19 protein-coding genes are annotated in these 24,892 nt (G+C 74.1%); 14 read left to right on the forward strand and 5 right to left on the reverse strand.

The annotated features are described in order from the left end of the window. Positions 1-2: 2 nt before the first annotated feature. Positions 3-965: an EamA family transporter gene (locus ABT129_RS26555; RefSeq protein WP_351906611.1), complete on the reverse strand. Its 963-nt coding sequence runs from the start codon at positions 963-965 to the stop codon at positions 3-5. Positions 966-1,122: 157 nt separating this feature from the next. On the opposite strand from ABT129_RS26555, the gene ABT129_RS26560 reads away from it, so the two are divergent. Then, positions 1,123-1,629 carry a MarR family winged helix-turn-helix transcriptional regulator gene (locus ABT129_RS26560; RefSeq protein ID WP_351906517.1) on the forward strand — a complete coding sequence of 169 codons (507 nt, stop codon included), beginning with the start codon at positions 1,123-1,125 and terminating at the stop codon, positions 1,627-1,629. A 99-nt stretch (positions 1,630-1,728) separates the two neighbouring features. On the opposite strand, the gene ABT129_RS26565 is transcribed toward ABT129_RS26560, so the two are convergent. The 3 genes from ABT129_RS26565 to ABT129_RS26575 are packed head-to-tail and all read right to left on the reverse strand — an operon-like array spanning position 1,729 to position 4,287. Then, on the reverse strand, positions 1,729-1,956 hold the full coding sequence (locus ABT129_RS26565; RefSeq protein WP_351209892.1) for a hypothetical protein: 228 nt from the start codon (positions 1,954-1,956) through the stop codon (positions 1,729-1,731). Positions 1,957-1,976: 20 nt separating this feature from the next. Beyond that, a complete protein-coding gene (gene malQ, locus ABT129_RS26570; RefSeq protein ID WP_351906520.1) occupies positions 1,977-4,085 on the reverse strand; it encodes a 4-alpha-glucanotransferase in 2,109 nt (702 codons plus the stop codon). Position 4,086: 1 nt separating this feature from the next. Then, positions 4,087-4,287, reverse strand: coding sequence for a hypothetical protein (locus ABT129_RS26575; RefSeq protein WP_351906632.1), 201 nt, complete (start codon positions 4,285-4,287; stop codon positions 4,087-4,089). A gap of 233 nt (positions 4,288-4,520) precedes the next feature. On the opposite strand from ABT129_RS26575, the gene ABT129_RS26580 reads away from it, so the two are divergent. After that, a complete protein-coding gene (locus ABT129_RS26580; protein ID WP_351906523.1) occupies positions 4,521-7,763 on the forward strand; it encodes a beta-N-acetylglucosaminidase domain-containing protein in 3,243 nt (1,080 codons plus the stop codon). Positions 7,764-7,826: 63 nt separating this feature from the next. On the opposite strand, the gene ABT129_RS26585 is transcribed toward ABT129_RS26580, so the two are convergent. After that, positions 7,827-8,390, reverse strand: coding sequence for an HNH endonuclease (locus tag ABT129_RS26585; RefSeq protein ID WP_030325842.1), 564 nt, complete (start codon positions 8,388-8,390; stop codon positions 7,827-7,829). 256 nt (positions 8,391-8,646) lie between these two features. On the opposite strand from ABT129_RS26585, the gene ABT129_RS26590 reads away from it, so the two are divergent. The 12 genes from ABT129_RS26590 (at position 8,647) to ABT129_RS26645 (ending at position 24,881) form a co-directional block, all read left to right on the forward strand. Continuing rightward, a complete protein-coding gene (locus ABT129_RS26590) occupies positions 8,647-9,708 on the forward strand; it encodes a mechanosensitive ion channel family protein (RefSeq protein ID WP_351906527.1) in 1,062 nt (353 codons plus the stop codon). A 211-nt stretch (positions 9,709-9,919) separates the two neighbouring features. Then, on the forward strand, positions 9,920-11,131 hold the full coding sequence (locus ABT129_RS26595; RefSeq protein WP_351906530.1) for an ROK family transcriptional regulator: 1,212 nt from the start codon (positions 9,920-9,922) through the stop codon (positions 11,129-11,131). A 72-nt stretch (positions 11,132-11,203) separates the two neighbouring features. Next, positions 11,204-12,550 (forward strand): ABC transporter substrate-binding protein, encoded by a 1,347-nt coding sequence (locus ABT129_RS26600; protein ID WP_351906533.1) that lies wholly within the window; start codon positions 11,204-11,206, stop codon positions 12,548-12,550. A 16-nt stretch (positions 12,551-12,566) separates the two neighbouring features. Continuing rightward, positions 12,567-13,565 carry a carbohydrate ABC transporter permease gene (locus ABT129_RS26605; RefSeq protein WP_502981919.1) on the forward strand — a complete coding sequence of 333 codons (999 nt, stop codon included), beginning with the start codon at positions 12,567-12,569 and terminating at the stop codon, positions 13,563-13,565. A gap of 3 nt (positions 13,566-13,568) precedes the next feature. Next, positions 13,569-14,456, forward strand: a complete 888-nt coding sequence (locus tag ABT129_RS26610; RefSeq protein WP_351906536.1) for a carbohydrate ABC transporter permease — start codon at positions 13,569-13,571, stop codon at positions 14,454-14,456. A gap of 8 nt (positions 14,457-14,464) precedes the next feature. Beyond that, entirely contained in the window at positions 14,465-15,730 is a 1,266-nt protein-coding gene (locus tag ABT129_RS26615; RefSeq protein ID WP_351906539.1) for a 6-phospho-beta-glucosidase, read from the forward strand. Beyond that, positions 15,721-16,710: an N-acetylglucosamine kinase gene (locus ABT129_RS26620; RefSeq protein WP_502981920.1), complete on the forward strand. Its 990-nt coding sequence runs from the start codon at positions 15,721-15,723 to the stop codon at positions 16,708-16,710. The genes ABT129_RS26615 and ABT129_RS26620 overlap by 10 nt, the downstream gene beginning before the upstream one ends. 257 nt (positions 16,711-16,967) lie before the next feature. Beyond that, a complete protein-coding gene (locus ABT129_RS26625; RefSeq protein WP_502981921.1) occupies positions 16,968-18,395 on the forward strand; it encodes a GlnX family signal transduction membrane protein in 1,428 nt (475 codons plus the stop codon). Positions 18,396-18,406: 11 nt separating this feature from the next. Continuing rightward, positions 18,407-19,444 (forward strand): glutamate ABC transporter substrate-binding protein, encoded by a 1,038-nt coding sequence (locus ABT129_RS26630; RefSeq protein WP_351906542.1) that lies wholly within the window; start codon positions 18,407-18,409, stop codon positions 19,442-19,444. Positions 19,445-19,499: 55 nt separating this feature from the next. Beyond that, positions 19,500-20,777, forward strand: a complete 1,278-nt coding sequence (locus ABT129_RS26635) for a coiled-coil domain-containing protein (RefSeq protein WP_351906545.1) — start codon at positions 19,500-19,502, stop codon at positions 20,775-20,777. Positions 20,778-20,853: 76 nt separating this feature from the next. Beyond that, entirely contained in the window at positions 20,854-23,406 is a 2,553-nt protein-coding gene (locus ABT129_RS26640) for a serine/threonine-protein kinase (RefSeq protein ID WP_351906623.1), read from the forward strand. A 2-nt stretch (positions 23,407-23,408) separates the two neighbouring features. Further along, entirely contained in the window at positions 23,409-24,881 is a 1,473-nt protein-coding gene (locus tag ABT129_RS26645) for a PP2C family protein-serine/threonine phosphatase (RefSeq protein WP_351906548.1), read from the forward strand. Positions 24,882-24,892: the final 11 nt, after the last annotated feature.

Raw genomic sequence — 24,892 nt, forward strand, 5'->3', positions numbered from 1 at the left:
GCCTACCGTCGCACTCCCGAAACCTCCAGGTCCATCGAAACTTCCTGACCGTTCTTTTCAGTGGAACTGAACGGTTCAGCGGACTCCGGGACGGTGGTGGAGACCTTCGGGGTACGGGGTCCCAGCTGCCCCGCCAGGGTGGCGCCGAAGGCGATCACCATGCCGAGCACCTGTACCGGGCCGAGCGCCTGACCGAGCGCCACCCAGCCGATGACCGCGGCGGTGAGCGGCGAGAGCGGACCGAGGAGGGTGGCCGAGGAGGCACCGAGCCGCTCGATGCCGCGGAACCAGAGGAAGTAGGAGATCGCGGTGTTGCCGAGGGCGAGGTAGGCGTAGCCGGCCAGGTGGGTGCCGGTCAGGGCGGGCGGCGCACCCTCGACCAGGAGGGCGATCGGCAGGATGACCAGACCGCCGGCGGTGAGCTGCCACCCGGTGAGCGCGAGGGCGCCGACGCCCTCGGGGCGGCCCCAGCGCTTGGTGAAGACGACGCCCGCCGACATGGAGAGGGCGGAGAGCAGTCCGGCCATCACCCCGACGAGGTCGAGCGCGGCCCCCGCCTTGAGGACCACGAGGCTGACGCCGAGGGCGGCGGCGACGGCGGTGACCAGGGACCTCACCGTCGGCCTGTCGCCCAGGAAGAGGGCGGCGAGTCCGACGACGAAGAGCGGGCCGACGGAGCCGACGACGGCGGCGACTCCGCCGGGGAGCCGGTAGGCGGCGAGGAAGAGCAGCGGGAAGAAGGCGCCGATGTTGAGGGCCCCGAGGACCGCGGACTTCCACCACCAGGCGCCCCGCGGGAGCTTGCGGGTGAGCGCCAGGAGCAGGAGTCCGGCGGGCAGGGCGCGCATCAGGCCGGTGAAGAGCGGCCGGTCGGGCGGCAGGAACTCCGTGGTGACGAAGTAGGTGGAACCCCAGGAGATCGGGGCGAGGGCGGTCAGTGCGACGACGGCTGCCTTGCTGGACATGACGGTGGACATGACGGTCTCCCCCTCGTGCGGATGCCGGCCGGCTGCGGACCGGACTGGCTTGGCGGTAATTAACTTACCACTAAGCTACTTACTTGCAAGTGGCTTGCTCGGGAGTGGCTTGCCATCGAGGAAGAGGGGAGGGAAGACTGGAACCATGGACACGCAGCCCCCCGCCCACGACGCCGTCGACGCCATCGCCGACCAGTGGGCGGCCGTCCGCCCGGACCTGGACACCGTCCCCATGGCGGTCTTCGGGCGGATCTACCGGCTCTCGAACGCCATGCGGGCCAGGGTGGACAAGGCGTACGCGCCCTACGGCATGGCCCTCGGGGAGTTCGACGTGCTCGCGACGCTGCGCCGCTCCGGGGAGCCGTACACGCTCTCACCGCGCGAGCTGACCGCCACGCTGATGATCACCACCGGCGGGATGACCGGACGGCTGGACAAGCTGGAGAAGGCCGGGCTGCTCACCCGCAGCCCCGACCCGAACGACCGGCGCGGACTGCGGGTCACCCTCAGCGAGCGCGGCAAGGAGCTGGTGGACCAGGCGGTCGGGGCCGGCCTCGCGGAGCAGCGGGCCGCCCTGGGGGCCGCGCTCAGCGAGGAGGAGGCGGCGCAGCTGACCGGCCTGCTGCGCAAGCTGCTCTCGACCACCGCGTGAGACCCGTGGCGCGGCCCCGGAAGGGGCTGGACGCACGCGAGGGCGCCGCACGGTACGTCGTACCGTGCGGCGCCCTCGGCGGAGCGGAAGAGGAGGCGGTCAGGCCTTCTTGGACTTGTCGAGCACCATCACCAGTCCGGCGATGACGAGGAACAGCACCAGCGGTGCGACCACGAACAGGCCGAGGGTCTCGATGACCTCCAGCTTGGGAGCCGGGTCGTCGCCGTCGTCGCGGGTGAGCGCGAGCGCGGGGGACGACATGAGCAGCATCATCAGCGTCGTACCGGCCGCGAGCGAGCCGGCGCGCAGTGCGTTCTTCTTGTCCACGGTGCAAACGTAGCGAACACCTAAACGCGCCGCGCGCCCGGGGGTGCCGTACGGGGATCGGGGGCGGTCGTACGGGCGTGGAGTTCGCGCAGCAGGGCGTGCGCCCGGGGCGAGGCGGCGAGCCGTTCCAGGGTGAGCGGCTGGCCGTCCGGACCCGCGAGCGGCAGCCGCCAGTTGGGGTACTCGTCCCAGGTGCCCGGCAGGTTCTGCGGTCTGCGGTCCCCCACCGTGTCCGGCAGCCACACCCCGACCATGCGGGCCGGGGTGCCGAGCAGGAACCGGTGGACGGCCCGGATCTCGGCCTCGTCGTCCCCCGGCCCTCCCGGCCCCTCCGGGAGCAGCCCGAGCCGCTGGAAGAGCCCCAGCCACTCGGCGGTCTCGGCCGCGTCCGCCGCCCGCTCGCGCTCCAGGTCGCCGGCGAGCAGGCCGAGGCGGTGCCGCAGGGTGACGTGGTCGCCGGCGAGGCGGGCGGCGGTCGGCGGCAGGTCGTGGGTGGTGGCGGTGGCCACGCACTCGGCGCGCCAGCCGTCCTGCGGCAGCGGGCGGCCGGTGCCGTCCCAGTCCCGCTCGAACCAGAGCACGGAGGTGCCGAACACCCCGCGCGCGGCCAGCCGGTCCCGTACGCCGGGCTCGACCGTGCCGAGGTCCTCGCCGATGACGAGGGCGCCCGCCCGGTGGGCCTCCAGGACGAGGACGGCGAGCATCGCCTCGGCGTCGTACCGGACGTAGGTGCCCTCGGTGGGCTCGCGGCCCTCCGGCACCCACCAGAGCCGGAAGAGGCCCATCACGTGGTCGATGCGGAGCGCGCCCGCGTGGCGCAGGAGTTCGCGCAGGAGGCCGCGGTACGGGGCGTACCCCGAGGCGGCGAGCGCGTCGGGGCGCCAGGGGGGCAGCCCCCAGTCCTGGCCCCGGGAGTTGAAGGCGTCGGGCGGGGCTCCGACCGACATGCCGGCGGCGAAGGCCTCCTGCTGGGCCCAGGCGTCCGAGCCCTCCGGGTGGACGCCGACCGCCAGGTCGTGGACGATCCCGACCGCCATCCCGGCTTCCCGGGCGGCCTCGGCGGCCTCGCCCAGCTGCCGGTCCGTCAGCCAGGCGAGCCGGCAGTGGAAGTCGACCCGGGCGGCGAGGGCGGGGTCGTCGCGCACGACGCCCTCCGCCGCGCGCGGGGTGCGCAGCTCCTCGGGCCAGGTCCGCCAGTGGGGTCCGTGCCGCTCGGCGAGGGCCTGGTAGGTGGCGTGGTCCTCCAGGGCGCGGCCCCGGGCGGCGAGGAAGTCGTGGAAGTCGGCGCGCCGCCCGGGGCCGGTCTCCACGCTCCCGACGACGAGTTCGAGGGCGCGCCGCTTGACCTCCCACACGGCGTCCCGGTCGATCGCCGCGCCCTTGCCGAGGACCCGCTCGCGCAGTTCGGCGGCCTCCCCGAGGACGCGGTCGAGCTCCTCGCGGCGCTCGGGGCCGATCAGGGCGTACTCGGGGACGGCCTCGACCCGCAGGTGGACGGGGTCGGGGAAGCGGCGCGAGGAGGGGCGGTACGGGGAGGGGTCGCTCGGCGCCCCGGGCACGCCCGCGTGGAGCGGGTTGACCTGGACGAATCCCGCGCCGTGCGTGCGGCCCGCCCAGGTGACGAGTTCGCGCAGGTCGCCGAGGTCGCCCATGCCCCAGGAGCGGGTGGAGAGCAGCGAGTAGAGCTGGACGAGGAGTCCGTAGGAGCGCCGCCCGGGGCCGGGCACGCGCGGGGGGCTCACGATCAGGGTGGCCGTGGCGGCGCGCCCGTCGGGGGCCTGCGCCTCGACGGTGTGGACGCCGAGGGGCAGCGGCTCCCACTCCTCGCCGGTGTGGACGTCGCCGTCCTCGGTCGTGACGCGGAGCCGGGTGCCGGGCGGCAGTCCGGGCGGGGGCCCGGCGGGCTCCTCGCCGCGCCACCGGACCAGGGTCGGGGGCAGCAGGCGCTCGCGCTCGGCCCGTTCGGCCGCTTCGAGGGCGGCCGTGACCGCCTCCGGCGTGGTCGCGTCCACGCCCAGGGCGCCGAGGACGGCCACCACGGTCGTGTCCGGCACGGGCACGGTGACGCCTTCGGAGGGGCGGTGGTCGGTGGCGACGCCGTGACGGGCGGCGAGACGGGCCAGGGTCACTTCACACTCCGGGGGACTCCGTGCCGCCCGCGCTGCCGGGGGCGTTGGGTTCGCTGGTGAGGGGGGTCGCCACCGCCAGGGGCGGCTCGCTGGTGAGGGGGGCCGCGTCGGGGAGCGGCGGTTCGCTGGTCAGCGGTTCGCCGGCGGGGGCCGGCTGCTGCGGAATCCGTATCCGTCCGAGGTGGCGGGCGGTCGTGGTCACGGGGGTCTCCCGGTTCGTCTCGACTGGTGGGACCTGGGTCACGACTGAGCCCTACCCACCGCACCACGTTTTACCGGCGGATCACGACGAAGTGACGTCACCTCGCCGACGGCACGCCGGGCAAAGGCGACACATCGGCCACCTGCATTGACACTCCGTGCGACGGGTGGTGGGCTCGTGACCCACTCGTTACCAACCGGCGGAGCGGCCGGCCCGGCCGAAGGGAGACGCCCGTGCACCTCGGGCGCAGGAAGCGCACCGCGACGGCCGTCGCCGCGGCCGTCATCGGCGGCCTCCTCGGCGGATCGGTGCCGGGCTCGGCGCAGGCGGTCCCGGCGGCCCCCGAGGCACGGCGCTCGCCGCTCGCCCCGACGGGGCCGTTCGCCCCGGCGGCGCCCGCGGATCCGGGCACGCCCGTCACCTCGTCGACCGCGGCACCGGGTCCGCCCGCGACTCCCGGCTCCACGAAGCCGCCCGGCGCGCGCGTGCCCGCCGTCTGGCCCCGGCCGCAGTCCCTGACCGGCGCCGGGCCCGCCGTACCCCTCGGGGACGAGGTGACGCTGGTCGCCGACGACGACGCCGATCCGTACGCCCTCGCCGCCCTGCGCGAGCTGCTGCGGACCGCCGGGGTACGGACCGTCCACACCGGACTCCCGGGCCGGGGGCCGGTCCTGCGGGTCGCGGGGCCCTCCGGCGAGGCCGCGGAGAAGGCGCTGACCGCCCTGCGCGTGCCCGACCGGATCGATCTGCCGCGCGGCGGCTACCGACTCGCGACGGGCCGCCTCCAGGGCCGGGACACGGTCGTCCTGGACGGGGTGGGCGAGGATGGCCTGTTCCACGCCGTGCAGACGCTGCGTCAGCTCGTCGGCACCGGCCGGGAGGTCCCGGGGGTCGTCGTGCGCGACTGGCCCGGCACGGTCGAGCGGGGCATCACCGAGGGCTTCTACGGCCGCCCCTGGACCGCCGAACAGCGGCTCGCCCAGATCGACTTCCTCGGCCGGACCAAGCAGAACCGCTATCTGTACGCGCCCGGCGACGACCCGTACCGGGGGGCGCAGTGGCGCGAGCCCTACCCGGCGGAGCGGCAGGCGGAGTTCCGGGCGCTCGCGGAGCGGGCCCGCGCCCAGCACGTGACGCTCGGCTGGGCCGTCGCGCCCGCCCAGTCCATGTGCCTGTCCAGGGCCGGTGACATGGCGGCGCTGACACGGAAGATCGACGCGATGTGGGAGCTCGGGGTGCGCTTCTTCCAGCTCCAGTTCCAGGACGCCTCGTACGACGAGTGGCACTGCGACCGGGACGCCGACGCCTTCGGGCGGGGACCCGAGGCCGCGGCCGGGGCCCACGCGCGCGTGGCGAACACCGTCGCCCGCCATCTCGCCGAACGGCACCCGGGCGCCGAGCCGCTGACGGTGATGCCGACGGAGTACTACCAGGACGGCGCGACGGCGTACCGCGTGAAGCTCGCGGAGACGCTCGACACGGACGTGCGGGTGGCGTGGACCGGGGTCGGCGTCGTGCCGCGCACGATCACCGGCGGCGAGCTGGCCGAGGCGCGGAGCGCGCTGCGCCACCCGCTGGTCACCATGGACAACTACCCGGTCAACGACTACGCGCAGGACCGGCTGTTCCTGGGCCCTTCCACGGGCCGGGAGCCCGCGGTGGCCGCCGGCTCCGCCGCCTTCCTCGCGCTCGCCATGGAGCAGCCCGCCGCCTCCCGCGTCCCGCTCTTCACCGCCGCCGACTACGCCTGGAACCCGCGCGGCTACCGGCCGCGGGAGTCCTGGCGGGCGGCCGTCGACGACCTCGCGGGCCCGGAGCCGGCCGCCCGCGAGGCGCTCCGCGCGCTCGCCGGGAACGGCGCCTCCTCGGTCCTCGACCCGGCGGGCGAATCGGCCTACCTGAAGCCGCTCCTGACGGCCTTCTGGGCCTCCCGCACGGCCATGGGCCCGGCGGCGGCCGACGCGCGGGCGAAGGCGGCCCGCGAGCTGCGGGCCGCGTTCACGGTGATGCGCGGGGCCCCCGGGCGGCTCGCGGCCACCGCGGACGGCGCCTTCGACGACGAGACCGGCCCCTGGCTGGAGCGGCTCTCCCGGTACGGCGAGGCGGGCGAGGCGGCGGTCGACATGCTGCGCGCCCAGACCGCCGGTGACGGCGCGGCGGCCTGGCGTGCGCAGCTGCGCCTCGAAGCGCTGCGGAAGGAGCTGGCGGCGGGCCGGGTGACGGTCGGCGCGGGGGTGCTCGACCCGTTCCTCACGCGCGCGGTGGAGCTGGCTGCGGCCTGGACCGGCGCCGACCGGACCCCGGTGGCCGCCGCCGACCGCGCCACCGGCTCGTACACCGTGCGGCTCGACCGGGCGCGGCCCGTGGAGGCCCTGACGGTGATGGCGGAGCCGGGCGCGGCGGGTACCGGCGGGGACGCGCGCGTGGAGGCGTACGTCCAGGGCGAGGGGTGGCGGCCGGTCGGCCCGCTGTCGGCCTCGGGCTGGACGCAGGCCGACCTCAAGGGGGTGCGGGCCGAGGCGCTGCGGGTGGTGTGGAGCGGTGCGGGGCCGGCTCCCGAGGTGCGTTCGCTGGTGCCGTGGTTCGCGGACGGGCCGCGTGCGGGGCTCGACCTGGCCCGTACGGAGACGGACGCGGAGATCGGCGGCCCGGCCCAGCGGGTGGACGTCGAGCTGTCGGGGCGGCGCGCGGGCGAGGTGCGCGGGCCGCTGACGGCGAAGGCGCCGAAGGGGATCACGGTCTCGCTGCCGGAGCGGGCGGTGGTGGAGCGCGGCGCGCGGACGACCGTGCCCCTGCGGGTGTCGGTGGCTCCGGACGTGCCGGCGGGCGCGTACCGGGTGCCGGTCTCCTTCGCGGGCGAGGAGCGGGTGCTGACCGTGCGGGCCTTCCCCCGTACGGCGGGCCCGGACCTGGCGCGGGCGGCGACGGCCTCCTCCTCGGGCGACGAGACACCGGACTTCCCGGCCTCCCTCGCGGTGGACGGCGATCCGGCCACCCGCTGGTCCTCCCCGGCGGAGGACGGCGCCTGGTGGCAGCTGGAGCTGCCCGAGCCGGCCCGGATAGGGCGGGTGGTGCTGCACTGGCAGGACGCGTACGCCTCCCGCTACCGGGTGCAGGTCTCGGCCGACGGGCGGGTCTGGCGGACGGCGGCGACGGTCGCGGACGGCAGGGGCGGCCGGGAGTCGGTCCGGATGGACGCGGCGGACACCCGGTTCCTGCGGGTGCAGGGGGAGACGCGGGCGACCCGGTACGGCTACTCGCTCTGGTCGGTGGAGACGTACGCGGTGGCCCCGCCGAAGGGCCCGGCCGGCCCCGGCGGGAAGCCGCCCGCCGCCGCCTCCCCGTCCGTGCCGGCCACGGGGGCGGGGGCCGCGGCCACCGGCACCGGCACTCCGGCCGAGGGCACGGCGTCCCCGGCGACGGCGGCCGGGGGCACGACGGCCTCGGGCACGACGGAGGAGCGGCCCGCCCCCTGAGGGGGTGCCGCTCCCGTGCCCCACGCCCCGCGTCCCCGTGCCCGGATACGCGAAAGGCCCGGCTCAACCCGTCGTCAGCGCCCTCACGGGGGCGTCGGCGACGGAGTCGATCCGGGCCATCACGTCCTCGGCTCCGTACGGCTGGAGGTACGGAAGCCAGCGGGGGTCCCGGTGTCCGGTCCCGATGATCCGCCAGGCCAGGCCGGTCGGCGGGGCCGGTTGGTGGCGCAGCCGCCAGCCGATCTCGCGCAGGTGCCGGTCGGCCTTGACGTGGTTGCAGCGGCGGCAGGCCGCCACCACGTTCTCCCAGGCGTGCGTGCCCCCGCGGCTGCGCGGGATGACGTGGTCGACGCTGGTCGCGACACCCCCGCAGTACATGCAGCGCCCGCCGTCACGGGCGAAGAGGGCCCTGCGGGTCAAGGGAACGGGCCCCCGGTAGGGGACCCGCACGAAGCGCTTCAGCCGCACCACGCTGGGCGCGGGGACGACTTGGGTCTCGCTGTGCAGGAAGGCGCCGGATTCCTCGAGGCAGAGAGCCTTGTTCTCCAGTACGAGGACGAGTGCGCGGCGGAGCGGTACGACGCCGAGCGGCTCGTACGACGCGTTGAGGACCAGGACATGCGGCACGGATGCCTCCTATGACGCCGGCGGCGCGTGGCTCGCGCCGGGACGAACTGCTCTCAGTCTCTCCTCATGCCTGGTCGGAACGCCACCACGTACCGGGATCGGGGTGAACGGCCCGGCGTGTTCTCGACCACATCGGCATGTCTTCCTTCTGTCTGCCCGGGTGAGGTCCGTCTCTCCCTCGAACACGGCAACGGGACCATGCCCCAAGCCCCGTTACTGTGGATGGCCTGCGTACGCGATACCTGGAGGTCCTCCCTTGTCCTGGTCCGCCCTGGCGGCTGCCACCGAGCCCGAGCCCCTTCCGGTGACCCTGGACGAGGCCGCGGAGAAGGCGACGAACGCGGCGAGCTGGGTGGAGGAGAACTGGTCCACCTGGCTGAACACGGGACTGCGCATCCTGCTGATCCTGGTCGTCGCGCTGCTCCTGCGGATGGCCGTCCGCCGCGCCCTGACGAAGCTGATCGAGCGGATGAACCGTTCGGCGCAGGCGGTGGAGGGGACGGCCCTGGGCGGTCTCCTCGTCAACACCGAGCGGCGCCGGCAGCGCTCGGAGGCGATCGGCTCCGTGCTGCGTTCGGTGGCGTCCTTCCTGATCCTGGGCACGGCCGGGCTGATGATCCTCGGCGCCTTCAAGATCGACCTGGCACCACTGCTCGCCTCGGCCGGTGTGGCCGGTGTGGCGATCGGTTTCGGTGCCCGGAACCTGGTGACGGACTTCCTGTCGGGTGTCTTCATGATCCTGGAGGACCAGTACGGCGTCGGTGACTCGGTCGACGCGGGCGTGGCCTCCGGCGAGGTCGTGGAGGTCGGCCTGCGGGTGACCAAGCTGCGGGGCGTGGACGGCGAGATCTGGTACGTGCGCAACGGCGAGATCAAGCGGATAGGAAACCTCAGCCAGGGCTGGGCGACGGCCGCCGTGGACGTGACGGTCCGGCCGACGGAGGACCTGGAGCGGGTGAAGTCGGTGATCACCGAGGCCGCCGAGTCCATGGCGAAGGACGAGCCGTGGAACGAGCGCCTGTGGGGCCCGGTGGAGGTGCTCGGCCTGGTCGAGGTGCTGATGGACTCGATGACCGTCCGGGTCTCGGCGAAGACGATGCCGGGGAAGGCGCTGGGCGTGGAGCGCGAGCTGCGCTGGCGGATCAAGCGGGGCCTGGACGAGGCCGGCATCCGGATCGTGGGCGGCGTCCCGGCGCCGGCCGAGGAGGCGGCCGCCGATCCGACCGCGGGCATGGCGGCCCCGTCGGCCTTCTCCTCGGCGACCTCGCCGCAGTCGGCGGCGGCGACCCCGCTGCCGAGGCCGGACCTCTCGAAGTAGCCCTCTCCCCCCGTACGGCCCGACGCCCCCGCAGGTAACGCTTTGGTTGCCTTCGGGGGCGTCTCGCGTGCCCGGGTATTGACGCCCCCGTGACGGCCGCCTTATTTTCCTCCCACCGAATAGGAAACTTTCCTAACAGTGCAGTTGGGGAGACGGGCCGCCGGAAGGCAGCAGAATGGCCCGATCGAAGCCGAAGGGCAGGTGCGACCTCATGGCCGGTACGACCCCGGGAACGCCCGGCACACCGCGCGTCCTGCGCGCCATGAACGACCGCGCCGCCCTGGACCTGCTCCTGGAACACGGCCCCCTCTCGCGGACCCGGATCGGCAAGCTCACCGGCCTGTCCAAGCCGACCGCCTCCCAGCTGCTCGCCCGCCTCGAAGCGGCCGGTCTCGTCGTCGCCACCGGCACCACCGAAGGCCGGCCCGGACCGAACGCCCAGCTCTACGCGGTGAACGCGCGGGCCGCGTACGCCGCCGGACTCGACGTCACCCCGGTCCGCATCCGCGCCGCCGTCGCCGACATCACGGGCGAGATCGTCGGCGAGTACGAGCTCCGCACCCCCGGCCGCGCCGCGTCCGGCGTCGTCCGCCAGGTCACCGAGGCCCTCGACGGGGCCGTCAAGGCCGCCGGGATCACCCGCGAGGACGTCCGGCGCCTGGTCATCGGCACCCCCGGCGCCTTCGACCCGGCCACCGGGCGCCTGCGGTACGCCTCCCACCTGCCCGGCTGGCACTCCCCCACCCTCCTGGAGGAGCTGGCCGCCGCCCTGCCCCCGTTCGAGTACGAGAACGACGTCAACCTCGTCGCCGTCGCCGAGCAGCGCGTCGGCGCCGCCCGCGGCCACACGGACTTCGCCCTCCTGTGGAACGAGGCGGGCCTGGGCGCCGCCCTCGTCCTCGGCGGACGGCTGCACCGCGGCTTCACCGGCGGCGCCGGCGAGGTCGGCTTCCTGCCCGTGCCCGGCACCCCGCTCGTACGCCAGGTCGCCAAGGCCAACTCCGGCGGCTTCCAGGAGCTCGCGGGCGTCCAGTCCGTACCCCGGATCGCCCGCGCCGCCGGGATCGACACCCCCGAGCAGCCCTACGTGGAGGTCGCCGCCCGGCTGCTCGCCCACGCCGTCGAGGCACACGCCGAGGACCCCCGGTACGCGGAGCTGCTCGACCGGTACGCCGAGCGCCTCGCCACCGGACTCGCCTCGATCGTCGCGGTTCTCGACCCCGAACTGGTCGTGCTGTCGGGCCCCGCCCTGGTCGCCGGCGGCGAACCCCTCCGCGCCCGCGTCCAGTCCGAACTCGCCGACCTCGCCGCCTCCCGGCCACGGCTCGTCCTCGCCGCGGTGTCCCGGCACCCCGTGCTGCGCGGCGCCCTCGAAAGCGCCCTCGCCACCACGCGCGACGAGGTCTTCGACACCTCGCGCTGACCCACCGACCGACCCACCGCCCCTCGCTCCGCCCCTTCCCCCGTAAGCCCTCCGCCACAGGGAGACACCGTCATGCCCGTACGTCCGCGCAGAGCGGCCGCCGCACTGGCCGCCACCGCCTCGATCGCCCTCTTCGCCTCCGCCTGTACGGGCTCCGCGGACAACGCGGCCTCCGACGACCCCAAGGCAGCGACGACCATCACCTTCTGGCACGGCTGGGTGGCCCCCGCCGAGGTCAAGGCCATCCAGGCCGGCGTCGCCCGCTTCGAGAAGGCCCACCCGAACATCAAGGTGAAGGTCGTCGGCAACATCAACGACGACAAGCTGGGCCAGGCGCTGCGGGCGGGCGGGTCGAACGGCCCGGACGTCGTCTCGTCCTTCACGACGGCCAACGTCGGCAAGTTCTGCGCCTCGGGCTCGCTCGCCGACCTCAAGCCCTTCATCGAGAAGGACAAGCTGGACCTGGACAAGATCTTCCCGAAGGTCCTCCAGTCGTACACGCAGTTCGAGGGCAGGCGCTGCTCCCTCCCGCTGCTCTCCGACGCGTACGGCCTCTACTACAACAAGGACGCGTTCAAGGCGGCCGGCCTCGACCCCGAGGCCCCGCCGAAGACCTGGTCCCAGTTCACCGAGGTCGCCAAGGCGCTCACCAAGGCCAAGGGCGACTCCTACGAGCAGGTCGGCTTCATGCCGAACTACCTCGGCTACGAGACCGTCGTCTCCCACTACATGTCGCAGTGGAAGCACGACGGTTACTTCGGCGCGGACGGCACGTCGGCCGTCGCGAAGGACCCGGCGTTCGCCGAGATGATGACGTACCAGAAGTCCCTGGTGGACGCCCTGGGCGGCTTCCAGAAGCTCGACAAGTACCGCAGCACCTTCGGTGACGAGTGGGGCGCCAAGCACCCCTTCCACACCGGTCAGGTCGCCATGCAGCTGGACGGCGAGTGGCGGCTGAACTTCGTCAAGGAGGCGAAGGTGACGTTCGACGTCGGCGTCGCGCCGCTGCCGGTCGCCGACGACGAGATCGCCGAGTACGGCAAGGGCTACCTCTCCGGCACGATCATGGGCATCGCCCCGCAGAGCAAGAAGCAGAACGCCGCCTGGGAGCTGGTCAAGTACATGACCACGGACACCGAGGCCGTGGTGGGCTTCGCCAACGACATCGGCAACGTCCCCTCCACCCTGGAGGCGCTCAAGTCGCCGAACCTGAAGTTCGACGCGCGCTTCAAGATCTTCCTGGACATCGCCCGGCACCCCGCCTCCACCACCTCGGACGGCGCGGTCAACGGCTCCGCCTACCAGGACACCCTCCAGAAGTTCGCCCAGCGGTACGAGAAGGGCCAGGTCACCGACCTCAAGAAGGGCCTCGCGGACACCGCGGCCCAGATCGACCGCGACATCGCCGCGGCGAAGTGACGGCCGGGACCCACCCATGAGCACGGACACCCTGCCCGCGAAGGAGGCGGCCGCCCCGGCCGCCCCCTCCCCCGGGGGACGCAACACCCTGCGGCACAAGCGCCGGCGCAACGCGCTCCGCACCCTGGCGTTCATGTCGCCCTGGCTGATCGGATTCGGCGTCTTCTTCGCCTATCCGCTCGTCTCCACGCTGTACTTCTCGTTCATGCGGTACGACGGCCTCAACCCGCCGACCTGGCGGGGCCTGGACAACTGGTCGTACGTCTTCTCCGACCTGCCCCAGTTCTGGCCCGCCCTGCAGAACACCCTCTGGCTGGCCGTCGTGATGGTCTCCTGCCGGGTCGTCTTCGGCCTCGGCATCGGGATGCTGATCACCAAGATCAAGACGGGCGCCGGAGTCTTCCGCACCCTCTTCTACCTGCCGTACCTGGCCCCGCCGGTGGCGGCCACGCTCGCCTTCGTCTTCCTGCTCAACCCCGGCACCGGACCGGTCAACTCGCTCCTGGAGGCGGTCGGCATCCCCGCCCCCTCCTGGTTCAACGACGCGGACTGGGCCAAGCCGGCCCTGACGGTCCTCGCCGTGTGGGGCGTCGGCGACCTCATGGTCATCTTCATGGCCGCCCTGCTCGACGTACCGAAGGAGCAGTACGAGGCCGCCGAGCTCGACGGCGCGTCCCCGTGGCAGCGGTTCCGCTACATCACGCTGCCGAACATCTCGCCGATCGTGCTCTTCGCGGTCGTCACCGGGATCATCGGCGCGATGCAGTACTACACGCAGCCGATCGTGGCCTCCAAGCTCGCCTCGGGCGTGATGGGCGGCTCCGGCGTCACCTTCGTCCCCGGCCACCCGGACGACTCCACGCTGACCCTGCCGCAGCTCGTCTACAGCCTCGGCTTCAGCCAGTTCAACTACGGCGCGGCCTGTGTGGTGGCGCTGGTGCTCTTCGCCTTCTCCATGGCCTTCACCGCGCTCCTGATGCGGCGGCGCGGCGGCCTGATCGGCTCGGGTGACTGAACCATGACGACCGCAACGCTCCCCGACCGGCCCGAGACGGCGAACCCCGCCCTGAAGCGGGCCCGCCGCAAGGCGCTGCTGCACTGGATCGCCGTGCACTCGCTCGGCATCGCCGCCGCCCTGTTCTTCGTCCTCCCGTTCGTCTTCGTCCTCCTCACCTCCCTGATGAGCGACGACCAGGCGCTCACCCGGGACCTGACGCCGAACTCCTGGCACTGGGACAACTACGTCAAGGTCTTCCGGACCGAGGGCTTCCTCACCTGGTGGCGGAACTCCCTGCTGTACGCGGGCCTCGGCACCGTCCTCGTCGTGGTGTCCTCGATACCCGTGGCGTACGCGCTCGCCAAGTTCCGCTTCCGCGGCCGGCACCTGTCGCTGCTGCTCGTCATCTCGATGATGATGCTGCCGCCGCAGGTCGTCATCATCCCGATGTACCTGTTCTGGGCCAAGCAGATGGACCTCTCCGGCACGCTGTGGCCGCTGATCATCCCGATGGTCTTCGGTGACGCGTTCGCCATCTTCCTGCTGCGCCAGTTCCTGCTGACCATCCCGAACGAGTACGTCGAGGCCGCGCGGATCGACGGGTGCGGCGAGTTCCGCACCCTGATCCGGATCGTGCTCCCGATGGCGAGGCCCGGCATCGCCGCCGTCGCCCTGTTCCAGTTCTTCTACTGCTGGAACGACTACTTCGGGCCGCAGATCTACGCCTCCGAGAACCCGGGCGCCTGGACGCTCAGTTACGGCCTGGAGTCCTTCAAGGGCGCGCACCACACCGACTGGAATCTGACCATGGCCGCGACCGTTCTGGTCATGGCCCCTGTGATCCTCGTCTTCTTCTTCGCCCAGAAGGCGTTCGTCGAGGGAGTCACACTGACCGGAGTGAAGGGCTGACTCACACCATGAAGCTCACTGTCGTGGGGGGCGGTTCCACCTACACCCCCGAACTGATCGACGGCTTCGCGCGCCTGCGCGACACCCTGCCCATCACCGAACTCGTCCTCGTCGACCCGGCCGCCGACCGGCTCGAACTGGTCGGCGGGCTCGCCCGGCGCATCTTCGCCAAGCAGGACCACGCGGGGAGGATCGTCACCACCACCGACCTCGACGCCGGGGTCGAGGGCGCCGACGCCGTCCTGCTGCAGCTGCGGGTCGGCGGGCAGGCCGCCCGGCAGCAGGACGAGACCTGGCCGCTGGAGTGCGGCTGCGTCGGCCAGGAGACCACCGGCGCCGGCGGTCTCGCCAAGGCGCTCCGCACGGTCCCGGTGGTCCTGGACATCGCCGAGCGGGTCCGGCGCACCAACCCGGACGCCTGGATCATCGACTTCACCAACCCCGTCGGCATCGTCACGCGCGCGCTGCTCCAGGCCGGGCACAAGGCCGTCGGCCTGTGCAACGTGGCCATCGGCTTCCAGCGGAAGTTCGCCGCGCTCCTCGGCGTGGCCCCGTCCGAGGTCCACCTGGACCACGTCGGGCTCAACCACCTGACCTGGGAGCGGGCGGTGCGCCTCGGGGGGCCCGAGGGCGAGAACGTGCTGCCCCGGCTGCTCGGCGAGCACGGCGACGCGGTCGCCGACGACCTGCGGCTGCCGCGCCCGGTCCTCGACCGGCTCGGCGTCGTCCCCTCGTACTACCTGCGGTACTTCTACGCGCACGACGAGGTGGTGCGGGAGCTCGGCACGAAGCCCTCGCGGGCCGCCGAGGTCGCCGCGATGGAGAAGGAACTCCTCGACCTGTACGGGGACCCGGCGCTCGACGAGAAGCCGGCCCTGCTCGCCAAGCGCGGCGGCGCCTTCTACTCGGAGGCGGCCGTGGACCTGGCCGCGTCCCTGCTGGGCGGGGGCGGTTCGCCGTACCAGGTGGTGAACACCTACAACAACGGCACGCTGCCGTTCCTGCCGGACGACGCCGTCATCGAGACGCAGGCCGCGGTCGGTGCCCACGGCGCCGCGCCGCTGCCGGTCGCCCCGGTGGACCCGCTGTACGCCGGTCTCATCGCGAACGTCACGGCCTACGAGGACCTGGCCCTCGAAGCGGCGCTGCGCGGCGGCCGGGACCGGGTGTTCAAGGCGCTGCTCGCGCACCCGCTGGTGGGGCAGTACGCGTACGCCGACGGGCTCACCGACCGGCTGATCGCGCACAACCGGGAGCACCTGGCGTGGGCGTGAACCTGAACGGCGTCCTCCTCGCGGTCGACGCGGGGAACAGCAAGACCGACGTCGCGGTCCTCTCCCGGGACGGCGCCGTCCTGGGGGCGGCGCGCGGCGGCGGGTTCCAGCCGCCGGTGGTGGGGGTGGCGACGGCCGTCGACACGCTGGCGGAGATCGTCGGGCGGGCGTGGGCGGAGGCCGGCGGCGCCGGTGCCTCCCCCGCGTTCGCGCATGTCGCGGCCTGTCTCGCCAACGCCGACCTGCCCGTCGAGGAGACCGCGCTCCAGGCCGAGATCCTCGGCAGGGGCTGGAGCCGGTCGGTGCGGGTGCACAACGACACCTTCGCGATCCTGCGGGCCGGGCTGGACGAGCCGCGCGGTGTCGCGGTGGTGTGCGGGGCGGGGATCAACTGCGTCGGCATGACCCCGGACGGGCGGACCGCGCGGTTCCCCGCGATCGGGAAGCTGTCCGGCGACTGGGGCGGCGGCAGCGGCATGGCCGAGGAGGCGCTCTGGTTCGCGGCGCGCGCCGAGGACGGGCGCGGCGCGCCGTCCGAGCTGGCGCGCGCGCTGCCCGCGCACTTCGGTCTGGAGTCGATGTACGCGCTGATCGAGGCGCTGCACCTGGGGCACGTGCCCGTCGAGCGCCGGCACGAGCTGACGCCCGTGCTCTTCCGGGTGAGCGCGGAGGGCGACCCGGTGGCCCTCTCGCTGGTGCACCGGCTCGCCGAGGAGGTCGTCGCCCTGTCGGCCGTCGCGCTCGGGCGGCTCGGCCTCCTGGAGGAGGAGGCTCCGGTGATGCTGGGCGGCAGCGTGCTCGCCGCGCGCCACCCGCAGTTGGAGGAGCGGATCCGTGAACTCCTCGCCGAGCGGGCGCCGAAGGCCGTCATCGGCTTCGTGACGGCGCCGCCGGTGCTCGGGGCGGGGCTGCTCGCCCTGGACGAGGTGGCGGCGGGACCGGAGGCGGGGACCCGGCTGCGGGAGCGCTACGGGGCCTGAGGTGCGGGGTGGTTCGCGGGGCGTCTCTTCGCCGGGAAGAGGCGCCCCGCAGCCGTGTTCACCTGTTCGAGCGATCTCCGGGACGGAACCGATCACGGCCCGGCGACGTATTCAGAGTGAGGGGATTCGCCTGCGGATGTGCCGGGGGCATACGGCACGATAAGAACAAGATCCAGTCAATCCCGGTGTGCGGACGGCCCCCTGCGGCCATACTGCAGGCCGGACCGGCCGAAGTCGGCGACCGAGGGGGAGGTCACGTGACACACCCGCCGAACGCACCTGCCGCCCCGGCGGCGCGGAGCACGGCGCCCGCGCCCGCGCGCCCGGTCGGCGTGCCCGCGCAGCCGTCGCCCGCGCCCGGCGCCGCCCCGCCCGCGGGACGGGGCGCCTGGGCCGTGGGACGGGAGCGGCTGCGGGTCGCCACCACGACCGAGCCCGGCCGGCTCCAGATCCTCGGGGCCGTCCTCGCGCTGCTCGTCGTCGCGTTCGGCGCCGTCACCGCCCTCCAGGTCGACGACCGGGCCGGCGCCGCCGACGACGTCGTCAGCCGCAGCCAGCCGCTGTCCGCCGACGCCGCCGCGATCTACCGCTCCCTGGCCGACGCGGACACCACCGCCGCCAGCGGATTCCTCGCGGGCACGCTGGAGCCCGCGGAGTCCCGCGCGCGGTACGACCGGGACATCGCCACCGCCGCCCGGCTCCTCGTCAAGGCCGCCGCCGGCACCGACGGTTCGGGCGAGTCGGCCCGCGAGATCGCCACCCTGAACGAACAGCTCCCCCGCTACACGGGCCTGGTCGAGCGCGCCCGGGCCGCCAACCGGCAGGGCCTGCCGCTGGGCGGGGCCTATCTGCGGTACGCCAACCAGCAGATGACCAGCACCCTGCTCCCCGCGGCCGAGCGGCTGTACGCGGCGGAGACGGTACGGCTCCAGGAGGACGACGAGTCGGCCCGCGCCTGGCCCCTCCTCTCCCTCGGTCTGGGCCTGCTCACCCTCGCCGCCCTCGTCTGGGCCCAGCGCCGCAACTACGCGAAGACGCACCGGGTCTTCAACCACGGCCTGCTCGCCGCCACCGCCGCCACGGTCGTCGTCGTGCTCTGGCTCCTCGCCGCGCACACCGTCGCGCGCACCGGCCTGAACAGCGCGCGGGAGGACGGGCAGGAGTCCCTCCAGGTCCTCAACGTCGCCCGGATCAGCTCGCTCACGGCCCGCGCCAACGAGAACCTGACCCTGGTCGCCCGGGGCGCCGTCCTCACCGAGGACGGAAAGAACGACCGGTACGAGGCGGAGTACACGGCGAGCATGGCGGCCCTGACGGACGCGCTGGCCACGGCCGGGGAACGGTCCGACGACGACGCGGGCCGCACCCCGGTCGACGAGGCCGCCTCCCGTACGGGCGAGTGGCAGCAGCGCCACAAGGACGCCCGCGCGAAGGACGACGCCGGCGACTTCGAGGGCGCCCTCGGCCGGATCGTCGGCGCCGAGGAGACGACGGGGCAGTCCTTCGACCAGGTCGACGCGGCCCTGGAGCGGGCCCTCGCCCATGAGCAGGCCGAGTTCACCCGTGCCGCCGGGGACGCCAGGGACGCGCTGACGGCGCTGCCCCTGGGCGCGGCCGCCCTCGCGGTCCTGGGCGCGGCGGGCGCCGTGCTCGGCATCAACCGCAGACTGTCGGAGTACCGGTGAGAGGGGGCGGGATGCCGAGCGGCACGTACCCGCTGGTGCGGCGGACGGCGCGGCGGTTCCGGGGCTGGGGCGGGGTGACCGCCATGGCGGTGGCCTGTGGGCTCACCGCCTCGCTCACGCTGCTTCCGCTGGCGCACGACGGCGGCGCCGTGGCGGCCGCGCCCGGGACGCACGGTCCCGGACCCGGCGTCGGCACCGGGGTCCAGATCAAGGCGGACACCTGCGAGCGGCCGGAGGCCTCCCTCACCCCCTCGTCGGCGGACGGCCCGTCGATCGGGGCCATCAAGGACCGCGGGAAGCTGGTCGTCGGCGTCGACCAGTCCAGCTACCGCTGGGGCTACCGGAACCCGGAGACGCGCGCCCTCGAAGGCTTCGACATCGATCTGGCGCGGGCGATAGCCAAGTCGATCCTGGGCAGCGAGGACGCCGTCATCTTCCGGGCGATCCCCACCAACCAGCGGATCGCCGCCCTCGACAGCGGCAAGGTCGACCTCGTCGTGCGCACGATGACGATCAACTGCAAGCGGATCCAGCAGGTCGCCTTCTCCACCGCCTACTTCCAGGCCGGGCAGCAGGTCCTGGCGCCCAAGCTCGCCCGGGACATCACCGGCTACGACTCCTCGCTGCGCGGCAAGCGGGTCTGCACCGCGGAGGGCTCGACTGCCTACGAGGCCCTGGAGGAGAACTCCTTCGGCGCGCTGTTCAAGGACGAGCGCGACGGCACCAAGGACGACAAGGACCTGCTCACCGTCCCCAACCAGCTGGACTGCCTGGCCAGGCTCCAGATGGGCGAGGTCGACGCGGTCGTCACCGACAACGCCCTGGCGGCCGGACAGGCCGCCCAGGACCCGGCGGTCGAGCTCAAGGGACGTCCGTTCACCACCGAGTTCTACGGAGTGGCCGCCAGACTCGGCAACGACGACCTGATCCGCCGGGTCAACCAGGTCCTCGTGGCGTACCGGAACGGGCCCTGGCAGGCCGCGTACAAGCAGTGGCTCCAGGCGGACCTGCCCGGGATATCCGGGCCGCCCGCCCCCCTGTACAAGTGACCCGGCCGGGAACCCCGGCACGCAACCCCTGTACGCGCGGTGGAAGAGGTGATCGATGGGCGTCACGGGACCCCCTGGGCCGGTGATGGACCGGGACGAGGTGGACCGTGCGCTGGCGCGGCTCGGCGCCGAGCACAAGGCGGTCGAGGACTCGCTCCTCGCCCTCCAGGACCACGCGGGCCGCAGACTGCTCGAAGGGGCCGAGCTGACCGGTACGACCCGGGACCGCTGGGTGGCGACCGAGCGGACCATCACCCTGCTCTGGACCTGCTTCGACGTGTACACCGGCGCCCTGCGGGACGCCCGTGAGGTGCGCGCCAGGCGCCGCTGGCCCGGCCGTGACGAGCTCCTGGAGCTGACCGACCGGCTGCGCGGCGAGAGCGTGCTCGTCGCGGGCGGCGCGGGCGAACAGGGGCTGCTCTCGGAGCGGTTCACCCTGGAGGGCCTCGTCCGCCGGATGAACGAGCTGTACGCGTCCTCCCTCGACATGGTGGTCACCGCCGACGCCGTCTGGTCGGCGCTGCCCGCCCGGATAGACCTGCTCGCCGCCGAACTGGGCCGGACGCGCTCGCTCGCGCACTCGGTCGGGGTACGGCCCGGGGAGCACCCGGCCGGGGACGACCTGGAGGACATCACCGCCGAGCTGACCGCGCTGCGCTCCCAGGTGGTGACCGATCCGCTGGCGTTCTGGCGTCCGGCCGCGGGGAGTTCGGCGCCCGGCGGGGGCCGCCCCGACACCGGGCGGTACGACCGGGCGGCGCTCGCCCTGGAGGACGTCCGGCGCGAGATCGAGGCGGTGCTCGCGGTCCGGCAGGACTCCGAGGACCGGCTGCTGCGGCTGCGGGACGTGCTCTCGCGGGCGGACCGGACGCTCGCCGAGGCGCGGTCCGCGCGCGGCGAGGTCCTCGCGAAGATCGCCGCCTCCGAGGTGCCGGCCGTCAGCGGGCCGCCGATCGTGCTCCAGGAGCGGCTCGCGACCGCCGCCGAGTACCGCAGGCACGCCCAGTGGCACCGGCTCTCCCCGCTCCTGGAGTCCCTGGAGCGGGAGGCGGAGGACGAGCTGATGCGGGCCCGGGAGTCGCTGACCGCGGTCACGGCCCCGCTCGCGGTCCGGGCCGAGCTGCGCGGCCGGCTCGACGCGTACAAGGCGAAGGTGGCCCGGCTGGGCGCGGCGGAGGACCCGCTGCTCGTGGAGCGGTACGACGCGGCCCGCCGGATGCTGTGGAGCGCGCCCTGCGATCTGCGGGTCGCGGAACAGGCCGTGCTGCGCTACCAGCAGGCGGCGGCGGACGTACTGTCCGGCCCGAGGGACGCGGGAGGACGACAGTGGTGAGCGGGGAACAGTGGTGAGCGGGGAGACGGGCGTGGGGAGCTGTCAGCGTCCTTCGTGCGAGGGTTCGTACGAGGACATGGGAGGCGGCGAGCTGTACTGCGACACCTGCGGGCTCGCCCCGGTGGTCGCGCCCGGCGGGCTCATCGGGTCGACGCCGACGGGGATGGCCGTGCCCGGCAGGGGCACGGGCGGGGTCGGGGGGACCGACTCGGCCTCCTCGCGGAGCAGTTCGCGGGCGTCCTCGCGGGCCTCGTCGCGCTCCTCGACCTCCCGGCGTTCGGTCTCCGGGCGCCTCTCGCGTTCGCTCTCGGGGGCCGCCTCCTCCCGTTCGGTGTCGGTGCGCAGTTCGGGCACGTCGACCGGGCAGTCCGCCCGGAACCGGCTGGGCGCGGGCCTCGTCTCGATCCCGGAGGTGCCGCGCCCCGACCCTCGGGCCGCGGTGATGGCGAACCCCGAGGTTCCCGAGCGGAAGCGATTCTGCTCCCGCTCCGACTGCGGGGCGCCGGTGGGCCGTTCGCGCGGTGACCGGCCGGGCCGCACGGAGGGCTTCTGCACCACGTGCGGTCACCCGTACTCCTTCGTGCCGAAGCTGCGGGGCGGGGACATCGTCCACGGCCAGTACGAGGTGGCGGGCTGTCTCGCGCACGGCGGCCTCGGCTGGGTCTACCTCGCCGTCGACCGGGCCGTCTCCGACCGGTGGGTCGTCCTCAAGGGCCTGCTCGACACCGGCGACCAGGACGCCATGGCCGCCGCGATCTCCGAGCGCCGCTTCCTCGCCGAGATCGAGCACTCCAACATCGTCCGCATCTACAACTTCGTCGAGCACCTCGACCAGCGCACCGGCTCCCTGGACGGCTACATCGTCATGGAGTACGTCGGCGGCAAGTCGCTCAAGGAGATCGCCAACGACCGGCGCACCCCGGACGGCCGGCGCGATCCGCTGCCGGTCGAGCAGGCCTGCGCGTACGGGATCGAGGCCCTGGAGGCGCTCGGCCACCTGCACAGCCGGAACCTGCTGTACTGCGACTTCAAGGTCGACAACGCCATCCAGTCCGAGGACCAGCTCAAGCTCATCGACATGGGCGCGGTCCGGCGGATGGACGACGACGAGTCCGCGATCTACGGCACGGTCGGCTACCAGGCGCCGGAGGTGGCCGAGGTCGGCCCCTCGGTGGCGAGCGACCTGTACACGGTGGCGCGCACGCTCGCCGTGATGACCTTCGACTTCCAGGGCTACACGAACGTCTTCGTGGACTCGCTGCCCGACCCGGACAACATCGCGGTCTTCCGGACCTACGAGTCGTACTACCGCTTCCTGGTCCGCGCCACCGACCCGGACCCGGCCCGCCGGTTCTCCTCCGCGCAGGAGATGGCGGAGCAGCTGACCGGTGTGCTGCGGGAGGTGGTGGCGCTCCAGTCGGGGCGGCCGCGCCCGGCGCTGTCGACCCTGTTCGGCACGGAGGTGCGGGTCACGGACACGACCCTGTTCGCCGAGCTGACGGAGGACGTGTCGCTGCTCGGGGCGCGGCGGGGCCGCAAGCAGCGGGCACGGCCCGGTGCGGCTCCGGGCGGTGCTCCGGGGGGTACTCCCGGCGGCGCTCCGGGCGTGGCGGTGCCCGGTGGTGCTTCCGGCGGTGCTCCCGGTGCCGTCGCGGGGGCCGGGCTGCCCGCCGGGGCGCGGGGACCGGGGCTCGGGGAGCTGCTCGCGCCGCTCGACCCGCCCGCCACCGCGCTCGCGCTGCCCGTGCCGCGCGTCGACGCGGCCGACCCCAACGCCGGGTTCCTCGCCGGTCTGGCCGCCGCCGCCCCCGGCGAACTGCTCGGCGCGCTCCAGGGCGCGCCCGCGCCCTCCGCCGAGCTGCGGCTGCGCACCCTGCGGGCCCAGCTGGAGCTGGGCGACCTGCCCTCCGCCGTACAGACCCTGGCCGGTCTGGAGGAGCGGGACCCGGACGACTGGCGGGTCGTCTGGTACCGGGGTGTCGCCTCCCTGGTGACCGGCGACCACGAGCACGCGGCGCTCGCCTTCGACGCGGTGTACGACGCCTTCCCCGGCGAGCCGTCGCCGAAGCTGGCCCTCGGGATCTGCGCCGAGGTGCTCGGCCAGCTCGACAACGCCGCCGAGTACTACCGCCTGGTGTGGGCCACCGACCCCAGCTTCGTCAGCGCCGCCTTCGGGCTCGCCCGGGTGCGGCTCGCGGCGGGCGACCGCACCGGAGCCGTACAGGCCCTGGAGTCGGTACCGGAGGCCTCGATCCACTACACGGCGGCCCGGGTCGCGACCGTGCGGGCGCGGCTGCGGCGGCGCCCCGCCCGGGAGCCGCTCGGCGCCGACCTGACGGCGGCCGCGGCGCAGGTCTCCGCGCTCCAGGGCTTCGGTCTGGACGCGGTGCGCCGGGAGCAGTTGTCGACGGAGGTCCTCGGAACGGCCCTCGACTGGGTACTCTCCGGGAGTCCCGGTGCGGAACCGGGCGGCGGCACGCTGCTGCTCGGAAGTGAACTGGACGAGCGCGGACTGCGCCTCGGCCTCGAACGCTCGTACCGGGTGCTGGCCCGGCTCGCCCAGCGGGGCGAGGAGAGGATCGAACTGGTGGAGCGCGCCAACCGCTTCCGCCCCCGGACGTGGGTGTGAGGATGTCCCAGAACCCGAAGCCGTCGCACGGTCTCATCGCCTGCCCGGAGTGCGCGGAGCCCCTGGAGTCGGGTGACCGGTTCTGCGGGGCCTGCGGCCACGACCTGACGGCCGTGCCGGTCGCCGGGATCGAGCCGGACCGCCCGACCGTGGCCATCGGCTCGCCGGTGGCCTGGCCGGACGCCCCGCCCCGGGAGCCCGGTTCGCTGTCGACCGCGACCCAGCACCCGGGTGACCTCCCGGGCACCGACTCCGGTGGCCGGGACCTGCCGACGATGCCGGTCCGCACGGACGGCCCGGTGCCGCCCGTCGCCGCCGGGGAGACCACGACGGGCAGCGGGGACTTCGAACTGGCGGCGCCCGATCCGCGTACGGCGGTGCGGGCGAACCCGGCGCCGCCGGTGCCGGCCGCGCCGCCCGTACCGGCCGTCCCTCCCGTTCCGGCGGTCCCGCCCGCCCAGGCGGGCGCGGCCCCGGTCGCCGCTCCGGCTCCGGCCCACGCCTCTCCGGCTCCGGCCGCCCCGGTCCACGCCACCGCCACCGGCGCCGCCTCCGGCCTCTGTGTCGCCTGCCGGGCCGGGCGCGTGGACACCGACGGCTACTGCGAGAACTGCGGGCACGCGCAGCCCCGCGAGCGCGACCACATGGAGCGGGAGCTCGACGGCGTGGCCGCCGTCAGCGACCGGGGACTGCGCCACCACCGCAACGAGGACGCCTTCGCGGTCTCCGCGACCACGCTCCCCGACGGCTCCACCGCCACCGTCGCGATCGTCTGCGACGGCGTGTCCTCGGCGACCCGGCCCGACGAGGCCTCGGCCGCCGCCGCACAGGCGGCCGGCGCCTCGCTGCTCGCCGCGCTGCCCCGGGGCACCCACCCGCAGCAGGCGATGCACGAGGCGATCGTGGCCGCCGCCGAAGCCGTCAACTCCCTCGCGGAGGAACCCGGCGAGGAGGGGGCGGAGCACGATCCGCACCGCCACCGCAACGCCCCGGCCTGCACCATCGTGGGCTCCGTCGTCACCGACGGACTGCTCGTGGTGGGCTGGATCGGCGACAGCCGCGTCTACTGGGTGCCCGACGACCGGGCCACCCCGGCCGCCCGGCTCACCGAGGACGACTCGTGGGCCGCGCAGATGGTCGCGGCGGGTCTGATGAACGAGGCCGAGGCGTACGCGGACGAGCGTGCCCACGCGATCACCGGCTGGCTGGGCGCCGACGCCTACGAGCTGGAGCCGCACACGGCCGCGTTCAAGCCGGACCGTTCCGGCGTGGTGGTGGTCTGCACCGACGGCCTCTGGAACTACGCGGAGGGCGCCGACGACATGGCCAGGGTCGTCCCGGCCGACGCGGCCGACCGCCCGCTGCACAGCGCCCAGGTCCTCGTGGGCCACGCCCTGGACGGCGGAGGCCACGACAACATCACGGTCGCGCTCGTGCCGTTCGCCGTCACTCCCCAAGGGGCAGGATCCGCCTGAGCGGTCGCCGA

Source organism: Streptomyces sp. NPDC002057, assembly GCF_040296665.1.
GTDB lineage: Bacteria > Actinomycetota > Actinomycetes > Streptomycetales > Streptomycetaceae > Streptomyces.